Source organism: Peptoniphilus timonensis JC401, from assembly GCF_000312025.1.
In the GTDB taxonomy this organism is placed as follows: domain Bacteria; phylum Bacillota; class Clostridia; order Tissierellales; family Peptoniphilaceae; genus Peptoniphilus_A; species Peptoniphilus_A timonensis.
The window spans coordinates 20,709-35,591 of sequence record NZ_HE978596.1; the positions used below are offsets into that span (position 1 = coordinate 20,709).

A 14,883-nucleotide genomic window follows, 5' to 3' on the forward strand; every position below is an offset into this window, starting at 1 on the left:
CTCCCTTTTAGTTTTAGTTATTATACAACAAATATAGACTAAAGTGTAGAAGTAATGCATAAAGTTTTGAAAATCAAAAAAGGACCTGACATGGTCCCTAAAATTTATATTATTTAATTTAAAAATTAATCTCTAATATATCGTTTTAACTCTTTATAAAAATTTTCTCTCGTGCCAATCATGACAACAATAATAACAAGGTCATCATCTTCTATTACTTCATAACAAATTTCATAATTAGTCTTGTTGTAAAAAACATCCAAAGACCAAAAATTTTTTAAGTCTCCTGTTTTTCTTTCTCCTACTTTGTAATCATCTTTTATTCTGTCTAAACCATTTTTGATCTTATTTTTTAGACTCTTGTCCTTTAATTTCTTTATGAATTTTTGACTGGATTTAGAAAGTAAAAGTTTAGTCATTAAAAAGTTCCTCGTAATCTAACATTTCTCCAGATTCATATTCTTTTAATAAATCTTTCTTAAGATTTTTTATAGCTTCAGGAAAATTATTTTTAATTCTTTTAAATTCCATCAAAAGCTCATCGCCCTCATAACCTTCTTTTATTAAATCTTCAAGAATTAAATCAGAAAAATCTTCAAAGTTTTCTCGAGTTTTGGATAAAACTATTTTGTTGTTTTGAATTTCTAGATCCAAATTATCATCTATGCCAAAGCCAAGGGAATCTAAAACTAATTTAGGTAAAATAATTCCTTGAGAATTGCCCCATTTTTTTATAGTTATATTCATAATATCACCTAAGTTTAGTATAAACATTGTTTAACTTTTTGTCAATTAATTCCTTTTTAAAAATTTAGGGCAAGAGCAGACATCTGCTACAAATCGAAGTTCACTATGCTCTTTTTCTTTGGCAAATGGTCGCATAACCAACCATCAATTTGCAAATAAAAACTTTTTAGGGCAAACAAAAAGACCCTGTTTCCAGAGTCTTTGTAAAATGATATAAAATTATCTCTTTGAGAATTGAGGAGATTTTCTAGCCTTTTTAAGACCGTATTTCTTTCTTTCCTTCATTCTTGGATCTCTTGTCAAGTATCCTGCTTTTTTAAGAACTGATCTGTATTCAGGATCTACTTCTAGTAGAGCTCTAGCAACGCCGTGTCTTACAGCTCCTGCTTGTCCTGAGTATCCACCACCAATTACTTTAACAATTACATCAAAAGATGCTTCTGTATCAGTAAGTTCAAGTGGTTCTTTTGCAACTGTTCTTAGAGTTTCAAAATCAAAATATTCTTCAATATCTTTTCCATTAATAGTAAATTTTCCATTGCCAGGTAGAAGTCTAACTTGGGCGATGGATTTTTTTCTTCTTCCAGTACCTCTGTATTGTATAGTATCCATTCTTACCTCCAATTAAAATTCATAAACTTCAGGTGATTGGGCTTCATGTGGATGTTCATTACCAGCATAAACCTTTAGTTTCTTAATCATCTTTCTGCCAAGTCTGTTTTTAGGTAGCATACCCTTAACAGCTAGTTCGATAACTTTTTCTGGTCTTTTTTCCATCATTTCAGCATATACAATTTCTTTTCTTCCGCCTGGATATCCAGTGTGATATGCATGAATTTTTTGATTTAGTTTGTTTCCTGTCAATACAGCCTTGTCAGCGTTAATAACAATAACAAAGTCTCCACAGTCCACATGTGGTGTAAAGATAGGTTTTTTCTTTCCTCTTAAAATACTTGCAACTTCTGATGCTAGTCTACCAAGGACTTTTCCTTCAGCATCGATTACATACCATTTTCTTTCAATTTCATCTGCTTTAGCCATATAGCTTTTCAATGAATTTTCCTCCTAAATAGTTTAAAAATTATTCCGGGGCTTTTTAAACATGACACATATTTTAGACTATAGAGTCTAATTTGTCAATATTTATGGGGATTTTTTTAAATACTTTCTCTTTCTTTTTCGATGTGAATATTTTCAAGTGGAGTAGGATATGTTGACTCTTTCTTGAACTTTTCAATTTGCTTCTTAACTCTATTTACAGAAGCTATTGTTCCCACACCTGCTACGCATCCACCAGGACATGCCATACCTTCTAATAGATATCCATCAAGCTTTCCTGCCTTGGCTATTTGTAACATTTTTTTACATTCCGAAAGTGTATGAGCACCTTGAATGTGAATATCTTTTTCTGGTTCTAATTTTTCTGCCACTGTCTTTACAGATTCAGCAACACCACCAGCTATTGGATAACCTCTACCAAGTGCTGAACCATCATCAACTTCTTCTTCAACAACAATTTCTGATGGTTCAATATTTTTTGCAACAAACATTCCCATTAATTCTTCAAAAGTAATTACAAAATCTACATCAGATTTTACTTTTGTATCTAGGGCTTCTAATTTTTTAGATGTGCAAGGTCCAATAAATACAACTACTGCATCTGGATCCTTTGCTTTTATGTGATTTGCTGTATATCTCATTGGTGAACCAGAGTCAGAAACTTGTTCGAAAAATTCTGGGAACTCATTTCTTATCATGAGAGTCCATGAGAAACAACAACTTGTACCCATGAAAGGTATTTCATTAGGCACTCTTTCTAGATATTCTTTTGCTTCATGTAGAGTTGTAAGGTCAGCTCCAAGAGCTACTTCAATTACATCTACAAAGCCAAGTTGCTTTATTGCTTCTATTATTTGTTTTGCAGAAGTGTTGGCACCAAACTGTCCTATGTATGAAGGTGCTATGGCTCCGTAAACTTTTTTGCCAGACTTTATTGCCTTTATAAGTTGGAATATTTGTGTCTTATCAGATATTGCTCCAAAAGGACATTCTGCAATACATCTTCCACAAGCAACGCACTTGTCATGATCTATGTCTGCTCTGCCAAATTCATCTGAATCTATGGCATTGACCCCACAAGCAGCGGCGCATGGTCTTTCATATTTTACAATTGCGTTATATGGACAAGCTTCTTTACATCTTCCACACTTTACACATTTATCTGTATCAATAATAGTTCTATTTTTACCCATAGAAATGGCATTTACAGGACAAACATTTATACAAGGATGTGCAAGACATTTCCTACAATTATCTGTTGTATAAAAAGCCTTAGTTGGACAAGCTTCGCAACCAAACTTTATAACATTAATTAGTGGTTTTTCATAAGCATTTGTATCAATATCAACCTTATCAAAACCGTCAGTTACATTTTTAAATACGCCAATCTCTCTAACATCTAGCCCCATTGCTAGTCTAAGTCTTTCATCGACAACTGCCCTTTCTCTAAAGATATCAGATCTGTATTTCGCCACTTCGCCAGGTACAATTTTGTAGCTGGACTCTTCTAAGGCAGAAATATCTAAATCATTATAGGCAATTCTTGCAACTTCAGCAAAAACTCTTCTTCTGATGTCGACAAGTGTTCCATAAATTTCTTTCATCTTTTCCCCTTACTTATATTCTTAATTTATCAATTATTTTTGCACTTACTTCTTGTGCAGTAGCCTTTAGCATAATTTCATCATCTACAATGACAACTGGTGATGCTTCGTTGTTGTGAATCTTGCAATAATTAAGACAATGTGCAAATTCAACTTCCAAATTTTCAGCAGAACATAGTTCGGACTCTGGTCCGCACAAATGATCTTGTAAGTACTCTACTGCATCATAAATAGCATTTGCTCCCATAAGAGTGCACCTAGCACCCATACAAATAGTAACTTTCATATATCCTCCTCTTCACTCTATAATGATAGTTTAACATTTAACAATCACATCTTCAATCATTATAATTATTTTATAATAATCTTATTAATAGTGTTACAATATAGTCGAGGTGTGACATGGAAGACCTAAAGATTTTACAAAATTTAAAGCTATTTAATAACTTTGATGAAGACCAATTAAAAGAAATAGAAAATTTTTTATCGGATATAAAAACTTATAAAAATAGGAAAATTATTTTTAATATTGGCGATGAAATAAATTATTTTGGAATTCTTTTAAGTGGTCAAGTTGATTTAGCAATAGAAGATGCCTTTGGCAATAAAACAATTTTATCAAAACTATCTGCACCTGCTCTTTTCGCAGAGTCAGTTCTAATAAAAAATGTAGACGAAATTCCCCTTTCAGTTATCTCTAGCTCGGATGCAAAAATTGTCTTCTTTGACTATTTATCTTATAAGTCATCAAATTTATCTTCAAAGGAAAAACTTCAAGATAATCTAATTAAGATTTTGGCTAACAAAAATTTATTTATGCGTGACAAATTGAACCTCTTGAGTTTACCAGATTCTCGTTCGAAAATACTCTACTTTTTGTCCAATGAATCTAGGAAAAATAATTCAAAATACTTTACAATCGACTTTAATATAACTGAGCTTGCACAATTTTTGAATCTAAACCGTTCATCTCTTTCTCGTGAACTTTCCAAATTAAAAAAGAAGGTCTCATTGACTATGACAACAAGACCTTCCGTATTTTATAATTATTCTCTATTTTGATGGGCTATTCTTGCAGATGCAGCTGCAGCAATTGCTGCCACCAAGTCGTCTGCAAAAGTAGTTACCCTTTCCACTTTTTTCTTTTCATCTAAATCCTTGATTATCCCAATTTTTTTCTTGTCAAGATAACCAAAATTTGTAAGACCAATAGTTCCATACATATTTACAATTCCAAGAGTTAAAATTTCATCTATCCCATAAAGACCTTCGTCATCAGAAATTATAGATTGAATAGGTTCTGGTAATTTTCCGTCATTTGCCAAGTCATCAAGAGCAAGACCTGTTAAAATTGCGTGAATGGATTCTCTTTTTCTTATTACACTTTCTACACTTTCAAGACATCTTTCTAGGCTTAAATCTTCAATATAATTACCTTGCAATTCTTTTACAAGCTTTGCTATCTCTATTAATTCAACACCAAAATCCTTTAATCTAGAAATTGTGTGCTGATAAAGTTCTTCACTATCATATTTATAAATTTTATTTTTCATCATCTCAAATTCTCCTATCTTCTCCTCATTTTTGCCCTATTTCTCTTTATCATTTTTGCCCTAGAAATTTTTATAGAAAAAGCATAAATAAATCCAGGGATTATTGTAGCTATTAAAAGGCTCAAGGGATTATATTTTATGCCCAAAAGCTTAATTGCATAGACTTGAGGCATTAGGAAAAACTCTAAGGGAAACTTCCAATAAGATCCGCCAACAGAGCTACTAAAGACTTCCCTTCCCAAACCTACAAAAGCAAAGGCAAATAAAATTAGGGCAATTAACCATATTAAATTTCCCGCAAAAAAATCTAAACTCTTAGCATTTTTCTTGGAAAGTCCTTTTCCAAAATTAAAGTACAAGATAAAGATAAAGGCAAGTAAAATTATCTTAAAAAAAATATTTCCATAGACCAAATTTCTAACCTGAGCACTTAAATTAATAAGGCTCGCTATGGCAAAGGTAATAAAAACTATTAAAATGTGAAAAATTAAACCTCTAGTGTTATTTCTCATAAGATCCCCTACATTTCCATGAATTTGTTGGCATTTTCAGTGTTTTTCATGTTCATGTCCTTGTCTATCCAAATAATTGCCGCTCCAGTTTTTTCTGAAAGTTCTTCTATTTCTTCATCAGTAGAATTAAAAGCAGCTGTTGAAAGGAAATCACAAAAGCCTGAATCCTCTTTTATAACAGTTGAAGACTTAACTTCTCTTGCAGGTTTTAATGTTTCTGGATCAATTACGTGGCAATATCTCACTCCATCAAGATCAAAATATCTTTGATAATCGCCACTTGTAACAATAGAAGTATTGGCAACATTTACTGCAGCAATAACTTGATTCTCGCTTTCTATATCAGGATTTTGAATTCCTATTCTATAATTTTCACGTCCATCTACTGGCTTGCCAATAATCCTGACATTCCCACCAGCAGAAATCACTGAAGATTTAACTCCTCTTTCTTGGAGTTCTCTTGCCACAAGTTCTGTTGCAAATCCCTTGGCAGTTGCACCCAAGTCAAGTGCCATGCCCTTATCTATTTCAACAGATTTTTTCTTTTCATCTAATTTTACATTTTCAATATTTGTAAGAGGGCGGAGTTTTTCTAGCTCTTCATCACTTGGTAGAGCCTGACCCTTTAGGGCAATGACTTCTTCTTTAGTCTTTCCAGATTCATAAAGTTCTCTGTACTCATTCCAAAGCTTTGTGACAGGTCCAAGAGCTATGTTGGTATTGTCAGAAACATTTTTATTATGATCAATAGAGTCTTTTATAAGTTTAAATAAAGTTTCATCAACAACAACTGGTTTTACTCCAGCCTCATCGTTTATTGTCTTTACATTAACTAGACCATCATAATTTTTATAATTGTCAAAAAGTTTGTGAAGTTCCTCGTATCTAGATTTTGCATATTGCAAGTTTTCCTCTGCAAAATTTTCATCATCAGAAAAAATGGAGATAGTTACAAGAGTATCAAAAGTATCGTAAAATTCAATGTCATACTTTTCAGCTTTTTTAGTAACTTCTTCTGAGGAAATTTTGCTCTTATTTTCTTCATTTATATTTTTATTTGTAGTCTTGTTATTGCAGCCTGTTAAAAACAAAAGACCGCCAAGGGCAAAAATAACTATACTTTTTTTCATAATATCACCTCCTATATAATATCATTTAAATCTCTATTTTTACAATAAATAATAATCTATAAATAACTTTTAAATTTCAAAAAAAGACAGCCTCATGGACTGTCTAAAAAATTATTTTTTATTGTTTATCTTATTTTCTTCTCTTAAATCTTCTTAATAGAAGAAGTAAAGCTGATGCAAGACCAGCTGATGCAGTTTCTAGTGCGATACCAGGATCATTTGTCTTAGGAGCTCTTCCTTCCTTTGTAACTTCTCTTTCGTCATCATTGTCTATGACATTGTTTTCTTCTTCAGTTTCTTCTATTTGATCTTTTTGATCTTCTTCAAGAGCTTTATTTTCTTCAGTTTCTTTCAATTCTTCATTTTCAGAAACTTTAACTTCTTCCTCTTCCTTAATTTCAGGATCCTTATCATCCTTTTTAACTTCAATTTCAAACTTTGGTTTTTCATGAGAAACTAGTGGTGGATTCTTTGGATCTTCTTCTCTTGGTGTCCAAGGCCAATTTTCGCCTGGTTTTTCAGGTTTTTCATGATCTTCATGACCTGGTTTATCATGGTCCTTTGGATCTTCGCCGTCTGGTCTTTCTGGCTCTGTTGGATCAGTTGGATCTGTTGGATCGGTTGGGTCCTTTGGATCAGTTGGGTCAACTGGCTTATCTGGATCTTCAGGATCTACTGGTGGAATTTCGCATACATTCTTAGTTCCAACTTTTATAATCTTCTTAATTGGTTCTTTAATTATATCTTCTTTCCTAGAAACTTCCTCACTATTTACTACAGTAATTGTTGTTTCTTTCTTACCTAATTCACCTTCTTGAACTGTTTCAGTTTTGCCAGCTTCCATTTCAGGATCTTCTATGATTTCAACTTCAAAAGGAATTTCGCTTTCTACTTTAACTTTTCCATCAGTCTTATAACCAATTTCTACAATCTTATTTGTAGGTTCAGTTATCTTTTCACTTACTTCAATTTTTCCTTTTTCTTTGTTGAATGTTATAGTGTACTCAACTTTTCCATTAGAACCTTCTTCGATAACTTTTTCTTCGCCTTCTTTAAGGTTTGGATTGTATCTGTACTCTGTATCATGTCCAAGTTCAGTTTCCTTAACAACTGGTTTAACACCAACTCTTACTATCCTATCTTCTTTTTCAGTGATAGTCTTAGTAGTTTCTGTTGGATCACCAACTGGCTTAGAATCTTTTATCTTTTGAGTGATAGTAACTTCTTCCTTACCTGGCTTACCTTCTTTTTCAATCTTTTGGAATCCAGCTTCAAGAGTATCGTCATAGATCACCTTAGTTTCATAAGGAATTTCTCTTTCAATAGTCTTAGTGTATTCGCCATCAGTTGGCTTTCTACCAATCTTTATAAGTCTTTCTTGTGGATCCTTAGTTGTCTTGAATTCACCTTCTTGAACTTCAACTACCTTGCCATCCTTGATAACTAGTTTGTTAGTTCTTTCTTGTTCTCCTGGTGAACCTGGAGTAACCACTTTTTCTTCGCCTGGTTCTAATGAGTCGTCATATTCATATCTAGTTTCGAAAGGAATTTCTTTCTTTTCAACTATATCGTGAGTTCCGTCATTTGTTCCTTTGCCTACTTGGATAAGAGCATCTTCTGCTTCAACTATTTCTTCAGTAGGTTCGCCTACTACCTTTGAGTTTTCTATTGTCCAAGTTGTTGTCTTTGTTCCAACCTTACCAGGTTTTACAATTCTGTATTCGCCCTTCTTTAGGTCTTCTACTTCTTCTACCTTGTAACCAAATGGTATTTCTTCTACGTGTTTTACTTCTCCGTCAGTATTTCTACCAACTTTAATAATTTTATCTTTAGGTGCTTTAGTTTGAGTAAATTCGCCTTCTTCGGTATTTGTTACCTTACCATCTTGGATTGTAAGTGTTATGTCTCTACTCTTCTTACCTGGTTCACCTTCTTGTGTTACTTTTTGTTCACCTGGTTTTAGAGAGTCGTCAAATTCTATTTTTGTTTCAAATGGAACGTCTACTTCTTCTGTAATTGTATGAGTTCCGTCGTTAACACCTTCACCAACGTGGATTACACGGTCTTTTGCTTCTTTTATAACTTCTTCTTTTGTCTTTGTTTCGTCGACTTTTGAATCCTTAATAGTGTAAGTTACTTTCTTAGAACCTTTTTCGCCTTCAGTGATAACTTTGATTTCACCTTTTTTAAGTGTAGGATCTTTTTCTACCTTAGTTTCAAAAGGAATTTCTTCTATCTTTTCATAAGTTCCATCTGTTGTTCCAGGTCCAACTTCCACAATTCTCTTAACTGGAGCTTTTGTTTGTTTAGTTTCCCCTTCTATTGACTCTGTTACTTCACCATTCACTATAGTGTGAGTTACCGTAGTTTCTTCTTCACCAAGTTCGCCTTTTTGTATTTCTCTTACTTCGCCTGGTTTTAATTCATTATTAACTCTGTATTCTGTATCAAATTCAATAGCTTTAGTCTTTTTAGTTTCAAGAGTTCCTGTGAAGTCTTTCTTTCCAACTCTAATTACGGCATTTACTGGGTCTGTAGTTTCAACTTCTGGTTCTCCAACTACTTTAGAATTCTTAATAGTCCAAGTTGTCTTCTTTGTTCCTTCAGTTCCTGGTACATCTATAACATATTCACCTGATTCAAGATTTGGATCATAAGAAATTTCATACTTAAATGGAATCTTTTCTTCGTGAACAACCTTACCTTCAGTGTTTGCACCTACTTTTATAATTTTCTTTTGTGGTGCTTTGGTTTCGGTATATTCGCCTACTTGAGTATTTGTAACATTACCATCTTGGATTGTGATAGTTGTAGTTCTAGTTTTTTCTCCAGGTATACCTTCTTGGAATACAACTTGTTCACCTGGTTTTAGAGTGTCGTCAAATTGGATTTCAACTTCAAATGGAACTTCAACTTTTTCTTCAATCTTGTGTTCTCCGTCTTCAGTTCCTTCACCAACGTGGATTAGGCGTTCTTGAGGTTCTTCTAGTATTTTTTCTGTAGTCTTTTCTTCATCAATTTGAGAATCCTTGATAACATAAGTTACTTCTTTAGAACCTAGCTTACCTTCAGTGATAACTTTGATTTCGCCTTTTGCAAGCTTTGGATCCTTTTCTACCTTAGTCTCAAATGGAATTTCTTCTGTTTTTACATAAGTTCCATCAGTGCCTGATGCAACGAATTGGACTTCCGTTTGTCTTGTTCCCATTGAAACTTGTTGTCCATCTTCCATTTCATAGTAGTGGGCAGTTACAGGAACGTTTAAAAGAGCTCCATCAATTGACTGACCTTCTTGAGGATTTGGAACTGTTGCAGTAACTGTACCTGTGTTTTCATCAATACTTACATTCCAAGTATTGCCCTTGTCATCTACAAAAGTATCATAATCTAAAGTAAACTTAGTAGGTCTTCTGTTGTATGTGTCTTCTTCATTTAAGATAATATCTGATGATAAGACATCTCCAGATCTACCTGCCTTAGCATTGTAACGAGCAGTCATGTTAGCTTTTTCTTTGATAACAAAGTAAGCATTTACATCTTCAGTGATATCTTCTCCCGGTTTTTGTTCATCTACATAATGAGCAATTACACGTACTGTTAGCTTTTCTCCACCATTAAAGTCCTCTGGTTTTACTGGTTGAGCAGTTACCTCACCTGTTGTTTCATCAATAGTTACAGTCCATTTATTACCTATATCGTCTGTAATAAGCTTATTTCCTTCTCCATCAGTTTCTAAAGTATCTGGAAGAGTAAATTTACTTGGTGGAATTCTCTTTCCATCTTCCGTCCAAGTAGCTGGTGATGTTTGTTTTCTACTTGGAAAGTTAACTTGTGTTTCATATTCTGGTATTATATGATTTGACTCTTGGACAACAAAGTGGAACCAGTGAAGGTCTGTAGATCCGTTTGTATAAGTGTATTTTACAGCTACAGCTACAGAATCTCCTGCCTTAGCTGATTCTGGAGGAGTGATAGTAAATTTAGAAATATCGTTGCCTTCAACATCTATCTTCCATTGGTCTTCTGGTGCCTTGCCCTTGTTTTCTTTATCAAATAAGGTCAAGTTAAGTTCACCGGAAGCTTCTCCCCTATCTTGAGCATCATTCATATCTTTAGCTGACTTGTCAGTTTTCCCAGGATTAGCTGGTTGAACGATTTTAACCGCAAAAGGCTTGCCTGGTTGTACATCTGATATATCTACTTGTGTAGTATCATCGCCATTACCATCTTCAAATCTTTGGTCATAGTACATAGTGTCATCAAGGTTTAGCTTAAATTCACCTACTTTATTGTAGTGGTCGTAACGAGGAATGCCTTGCTTGTCGATTACTACATCATTGCCCTTATGATTGATGGTTTCTGTGCCAGCACCTGTTGGTGTGTAATTGTCTGCGCCATAATTTGCTTCTTCGCCAATAGCTCTAAACTCTGCTTCTGTTCTTGGACGGGCAAAGAATTTAACATCTAGGCTTTGAATATTTTTGTATCCAGTTTTGCTAAAAATAGATTCATTATTGACTATAGTCTTGCCATTTGCATCCGTCTTTAAAGCTCCTTCTGGCATTTTAACTACAACCATATCATTTTCGTCTATATAGGCTTCTGCTCCTGGGACTACTTCGCCTGAAACCGGATGATAAACTTGACCTACTAGTCTTTCTCTAGCATTAGCATCTAGGTTTTCTACCTTTATTCCTGTTTCAATAGTTTGACCTTTGACAAATACTTTCTTATCATAATCTCCATTTAAATATATTAAATCAAGTTGATCATTTTCATTTGGCCATGGGTTAACTGTAATATCAAAGGTAACATTGCCTGTTCCTTGGGTAGCTTTAAGTTTTTGACTACTTGCATCTTTTGAATAGTCACTCTTCCATCCTATGGTAGTATTCTTGTTTTCGATACTGTTGATATGCTTAAGGTCTTCTACAGTAGCATAAAGATTTAAGTTTCTTTGAGCCCTAGAGGCAGTTATGTTTATATCTGATTCAGCTTTATAATTAGCCTCCTTAAAGCCTTCATCTTCTGCAATTTTTACTCCTACATCATTAGCAGAAATAATCCCAGCATCAAGATAAGCACCCATGAGACCTGAGTTGGTAAATCCAAAATTAGTATATGTCCTTTGACCTTGTTCTCTATCAAATTCCATCTCTATGCCCCAAAGAGTTTTAGACTTACTTGTAGCAGATGGTTCTAAGGTAGTGTAACGGAATCCATCTAGATAGTCCATACTAGGCTCATTAGGAATAGAAAAGGCCGGACCATTTCCTCTTTCCAATTGGGTATCTTTATAGAAACCTACATTTTGTTCATCTTTTAAATAGTTTGGATCAGTAGCTTCTTGCGGTGCTTGTAGAACTTCTGGTATTATTTCATCTCCAAGTTCTAATCCATTTCCTAAACCTATAAGATCTGTTGCCTTTAATTCTTGAGTACCTTCTGCTAAAGCAGCATATCTACTTGTTGTTATATCATTTATAATCGTTGCTGTATAAGCGTTTTCTGCAGCTAAATCTATTTTAGATTCTGATGCTGCATCTGTTTTTACAGACATAGATAATGACATTACTGTAGCCATAGAAAGTACGGCAAAGACCTCTTTACCATTCTTAATTGGTTTTTTCATCTTTTACTATCTCCTTTTTAAAATTCTTTATAAGACTTTATGCATAATAAATAATTTGAGCAATTAAAAAAATCCGTAAACTCCAAAATTTAAATATACGGTTAATGTTTACTTATATCGTCTTTTATATAGTGTATTATAACATTTATTCCGTAAAAATACCTATTTTTATGTGATTATTGCAAACTTTTTCTCAAAATTTTTGTCTTTTTTTCTTCTTATTGTTTTTTTATTTTTATCATTTCATCTATGTAATAAATTATTGTTTTAATTCTATGACTTTAGACTTTTTTAATTTTATAAAATCGCTATTTTTAAGGTTTCCAAAGCCATTGCTATTTTTTTATTTTTATAATTATTACTTTATCTTATGTAAATTTGTATTTTTATTTTTATTTACTTTTCGAAAAACTTTTTAGAGTTAGTTCAAATCACTTTATTTTATATGTTCTTGAGTATTTATTTTTTCCCTGATCTTAAAATTTTTAAAATTTACTTGTATAATTTTTATTTTTAATTACAAAGTTATCTATTTATATCTAATAATTTTAATATCCCAATAGATTTATTTTTATTATTAATTTTAATTTATAATTTTATTATCCTTAAATTTTTATAATTTTAATAATTATGATCCTAATTTTTTCATCTTTTACTTTAAAATCTAAAATTTTTCTAATTTTTATTAAACCTTTTGCTAACTTTTAAAACATCCTAATCTCTTGCTAATTTCATTTTATAAATTTTTCCAAAGAAAAAGAGACTACAAATGTAGTCCCTTATTTCTTGATTTTAAATTTAATTTAAAATTAGATTTCTGCCTTAATTTTTTGTTCTCTTTCAATTGATTCAATTAGTTTTGGAACAACAGCGTTAATATCTCCAACTACTCCTAAATCAGCTATTTCAAAAATTGCTGCTTCTGGGTCTTTGTTAACTGCTATGATTAAATCAGAATCTTCCATACCTGCAACGTGTTGGATAGCTCCAGAGATACCCATTGCGAAGTAAAGTTCTGGTCTAACTGTTTTACCAGTTTGTCCAACTTGGTGATCTTTTGTGATCCATCCAGAGTCTACTGATGCTCTTGATGCAGAGATTTCTGCTTCTAGCTTGTCAGCAAGTTCTTGAAGAGGTTTGAATCCTTCTGGTCCACCAATTCCACGTCCACCAGATACAAGGATCTTAGCTTCTGTGATATCTTTCTTGTGAGATTCTTCTTTAGCGATGTCAACAATTTTAACATTCATATCAGCATCTGTGAAGTCAACTTTAATTTCTTCAACTTCGCCTTTTCTTGAGTCGTCAGAATCAAGTGCTTGCATAACGCCTGGTCTAACTGTAGCCATTTGTGGTCTAAAGTCTTCGCAGATGATAGTAGCCATTAGGTTACCACCAAAAGCAGGTCTTGTCATCATAAGGTTTTTAGTTTCTTCGTCTATTGCTAGTTTTGTACAGTCAGCAGTAAGTCCTGTGTGAATTCTTGCTGCAAGTCTTGGAGCAAGGTCACGACCTATTGATGATGCACCGTAAATTACGATTTCTGGTTCTTTATCTTTTATAATTTGTGTTATTGCCTTTGCATAAGGTTCAGTAACATATTCTTTTAGCATAGGATCTTCAACAACAAGAACTTTGTCAGCTCCGTGCTTAATAAGAGTTTGTGCATGGTCTTTAACTTTTTCGCCAAGGATCATTGCAACAACATCTTGATTTAAAGCGTCTGCAAGTTCTCTTGCTTTTCCTAAAAGTTCAATTCCAACTTTTTCAAGTTTATTGTCTCTTTGTTCTATAAATACAAATACATCTTTACTCATTTTTAAACCCCCAATTAGATAATATACTTTTCTTGAAGTTTAGCAACGATAGCTTGAGCTGCTTCGTCAGCAGTAAGGTCAGTTAAAAGAACGCCTTTACCTTTACCTTGTTTAGGGAAAGATTTTTTAACTTTTGTAGGTGATCCTTTAAGACCAATGTTAGCCATGTCGATTTTGTCTTTAATATCTTCAAGACCCCAAACTTTGATTTCTTTTTGGTAAGATTCAAAAACTTTACCAATTGTCATATATCTAGGTTCAGCTAATTCTGCAATTGCAGTAATTAGGCATGGGAATTTAGCATTGATTGTGTGGTATCTGTCTTCGAATTGTCTCTTAACAGTAATACCTTTTTTATCTTCATCAAGTTCAAGTTCTTCTACATAAGATACTTGTGGAACTCCAATGTGTTCAGCAATTTGTGGTCCAACTTGTGCTGTATCACCATCGATAGCTTGTCTACCACAAACAATTAGATCAAAGTCTAAGTGTTCAAGAGCTGCAGTAATTGTACAAGATGTAGCCCAAGTGTCAGCTCCACCAAATGCTCTATCACTTACAAGGATTCCTTCATCAGCGCCCATTGCAAGAGCTTCTCTTAAAGCATTTTCAGCTTGTGGAGGTCCCATTGATAATACTGTTACATGAACATCATCTGGATTTTCATCTTTAAGTCTAAGTGCAACTTCTAGACCTGATTTATCATCAGGGTTTATAATACTTGGCACACCGTCTCTAATAAGAGTGTTAGTAACAGGGTCAAGTCTAACTTCATTAGTATCAGGTACTTGTTTAATACATACTACTATATTCATCTATAATACTCCTT

13 protein-coding genes are annotated in these 14,883 nt (G+C 33.2%); 1 reads left to right on the forward strand and 12 read right to left on the reverse strand.

Going from position 1 to position 14,883, the window contains the following annotated elements:
• Positions 1 to 125: 125 nt before the first annotated feature.
• The 6 genes from HGPT_RS06815 to HGPT_RS06840 form a co-directional block, all read right to left on the reverse strand.
• On the reverse strand, positions 126 to 419 hold the full coding sequence (locus HGPT_RS06815; protein ID WP_019139095.1) for a type II toxin-antitoxin system RelE/ParE family toxin: 294 nt from the start codon (positions 417 to 419) through the stop codon (positions 126 to 128).
• The gene (locus tag HGPT_RS06820; protein ID WP_019139096.1) at positions 412 to 747 is read right to left on the reverse strand and encodes an AbrB/MazE/SpoVT family DNA-binding domain-containing protein; all 336 of its coding nucleotides are present in this window, start codon (positions 745 to 747) and stop codon (positions 412 to 414) included. The genes HGPT_RS06815 and HGPT_RS06820 overlap by 8 nt, the downstream gene beginning before the upstream one ends.
• A 219-nt stretch (positions 748 to 966) precedes the next feature.
• Positions 967 to 1,359 carry a 30S ribosomal protein S9 gene (gene rpsI / locus HGPT_RS06825; protein ID WP_019139097.1) on the reverse strand — a complete coding sequence of 131 codons (393 nt, stop codon included), beginning with the start codon at positions 1,357 to 1,359 and terminating at the stop codon, positions 967 to 969.
• 12 nt (positions 1,360 to 1,371) lie between these two features.
• Complete coding sequence (gene rplM / locus HGPT_RS06830; protein WP_019139098.1) at positions 1,372 to 1,800, reverse strand: 50S ribosomal protein L13; 429 nt, start codon at positions 1,798 to 1,800, stop codon at positions 1,372 to 1,374.
• A gap of 104 nt (positions 1,801 to 1,904) precedes the next feature.
• Positions 1,905 to 3,410: a 4Fe-4S dicluster domain-containing protein gene (locus tag HGPT_RS06835; RefSeq protein ID WP_019139099.1), complete on the reverse strand. Its 1,506-nt coding sequence runs from the start codon at positions 3,408 to 3,410 to the stop codon at positions 1,905 to 1,907.
• 13 nt (positions 3,411 to 3,423) lie between these two features.
• A complete protein-coding gene (locus HGPT_RS06840) occupies positions 3,424 to 3,696 on the reverse strand; it encodes an NAD(P)H-dependent oxidoreductase subunit E (RefSeq protein ID WP_005957852.1) in 273 nt (90 codons plus the stop codon).
• Positions 3,697 to 3,812: 116 nt separating this feature from the next.
• Here HGPT_RS06840 and HGPT_RS06845 point away from each other — a divergent pair, with 116 nt between their 5' ends.
• On the forward strand, positions 3,813 to 4,472 hold the full coding sequence (locus tag HGPT_RS06845; protein WP_245544177.1) for a Crp/Fnr family transcriptional regulator: 660 nt from the start codon (positions 3,813 to 3,815) through the stop codon (positions 4,470 to 4,472).
• Here HGPT_RS06845 and HGPT_RS06850 read toward each other — a convergent pair.
• The 6 genes from HGPT_RS06850 to HGPT_RS06875 form a co-directional block, all read right to left on the reverse strand.
• A complete protein-coding gene (locus HGPT_RS06850) occupies positions 4,457 to 4,963 on the reverse strand; it encodes a phosphatidylglycerophosphatase A family protein (RefSeq protein ID WP_172633951.1) in 507 nt (168 codons plus the stop codon). The two genes, HGPT_RS06845 and HGPT_RS06850, sit on opposite strands and share 16 nt — an antisense overlap.
• A 14-nt stretch (positions 4,964 to 4,977) precedes the next feature.
• Positions 4,978 to 5,475, reverse strand: coding sequence for a hypothetical protein (locus HGPT_RS06855; RefSeq protein WP_019139101.1), 498 nt, complete (start codon positions 5,473 to 5,475; stop codon positions 4,978 to 4,980).
• A gap of 8 nt (positions 5,476 to 5,483) precedes the next feature.
• A complete protein-coding gene (locus HGPT_RS06860; RefSeq protein ID WP_019139102.1) occupies positions 5,484 to 6,605 on the reverse strand; it encodes an FAD:protein FMN transferase in 1,122 nt (373 codons plus the stop codon).
• Between the two features lie 130 nt (positions 6,606 to 6,735).
• Positions 6,736 to 12,237 (reverse strand): G5 domain-containing protein, encoded by a 5,502-nt coding sequence (locus tag HGPT_RS06865; RefSeq protein WP_019139103.1) that lies wholly within the window; start codon positions 12,235 to 12,237, stop codon positions 6,736 to 6,738.
• Between the two features lie 809 nt (positions 12,238 to 13,046).
• Entirely contained in the window at positions 13,047 to 14,054 is a 1,008-nt protein-coding gene (locus HGPT_RS06870) for an electron transfer flavoprotein subunit alpha/FixB family protein (RefSeq protein ID WP_019139104.1), read from the reverse strand.
• A gap of 14 nt (positions 14,055 to 14,068) precedes the next feature.
• Positions 14,069 to 14,869, reverse strand: a complete 801-nt coding sequence (locus HGPT_RS06875) for an electron transfer flavoprotein subunit beta/FixA family protein (protein WP_019139105.1) — start codon at positions 14,867 to 14,869, stop codon at positions 14,069 to 14,071.
• Between the last annotated feature and the right edge of the window lie 14 nt (positions 14,870 to 14,883).

Bases quoted from the DNA above. Each gene is read 5' to 3' on its own strand.
- HGPT_RS06870 (WP_019139104.1), bottom strand. From the start codon at position 14,054: ATGAGTAAAGATGTATTTGTATTTATAGAACAAAGAGACAATAAACTT.
- HGPT_RS06835 (WP_019139099.1), bottom strand. From the start codon at position 3,410: ATGAAAGAAATTTATGGAACACTTGTCGACATCAGAAGAAGAGTTTTT.
- HGPT_RS06820 (WP_019139096.1), bottom strand. From the start codon at position 747: ATGAATATAACTATAAAAAAATGGGGCAATTCTCAAGGAATTATTTTA.
- HGPT_RS06815 (WP_019139095.1), bottom strand. From the start codon at position 419: ATGACTAAACTTTTACTTTCTAAATCCAGTCAAAAATTCATAAAGAAA.
- HGPT_RS06845 (WP_245544177.1), top strand. From the start codon at position 3,813: ATGGAAGACCTAAAGATTTTACAAAATTTAAAGCTATTTAATAACTTT.
- HGPT_RS06850 (WP_172633951.1), bottom strand. From the start codon at position 4,963: ATGAAAAATAAAATTTATAAATATGATAGTGAAGAACTTTATCAGCAC.
- HGPT_RS06875 (WP_019139105.1), bottom strand. From the start codon at position 14,869: ATGAATATAGTAGTATGTATTAAACAAGTACCTGATACTAATGAAGTT.
- rpsI (WP_019139097.1), bottom strand. From the start codon at position 1,359: ATGGATACTATACAATACAGAGGTACTGGAAGAAGAAAAAAATCCATC.
- HGPT_RS06840 (WP_005957852.1), bottom strand. From the start codon at position 3,696: ATGAAAGTTACTATTTGTATGGGTGCTAGGTGCACTCTTATGGGAGCA.
- HGPT_RS06860 (WP_019139102.1), bottom strand. From the start codon at position 6,605: ATGAAAAAAAGTATAGTTATTTTTGCCCTTGGCGGTCTTTTGTTTTTA.
- HGPT_RS06855 (WP_019139101.1), bottom strand. From the start codon at position 5,475: ATGAGAAATAACACTAGAGGTTTAATTTTTCACATTTTAATAGTTTTT.
- HGPT_RS06865 (WP_019139103.1), bottom strand. From the start codon at position 12,237: ATGAAAAAACCAATTAAGAATGGTAAAGAGGTCTTTGCCGTACTTTCT.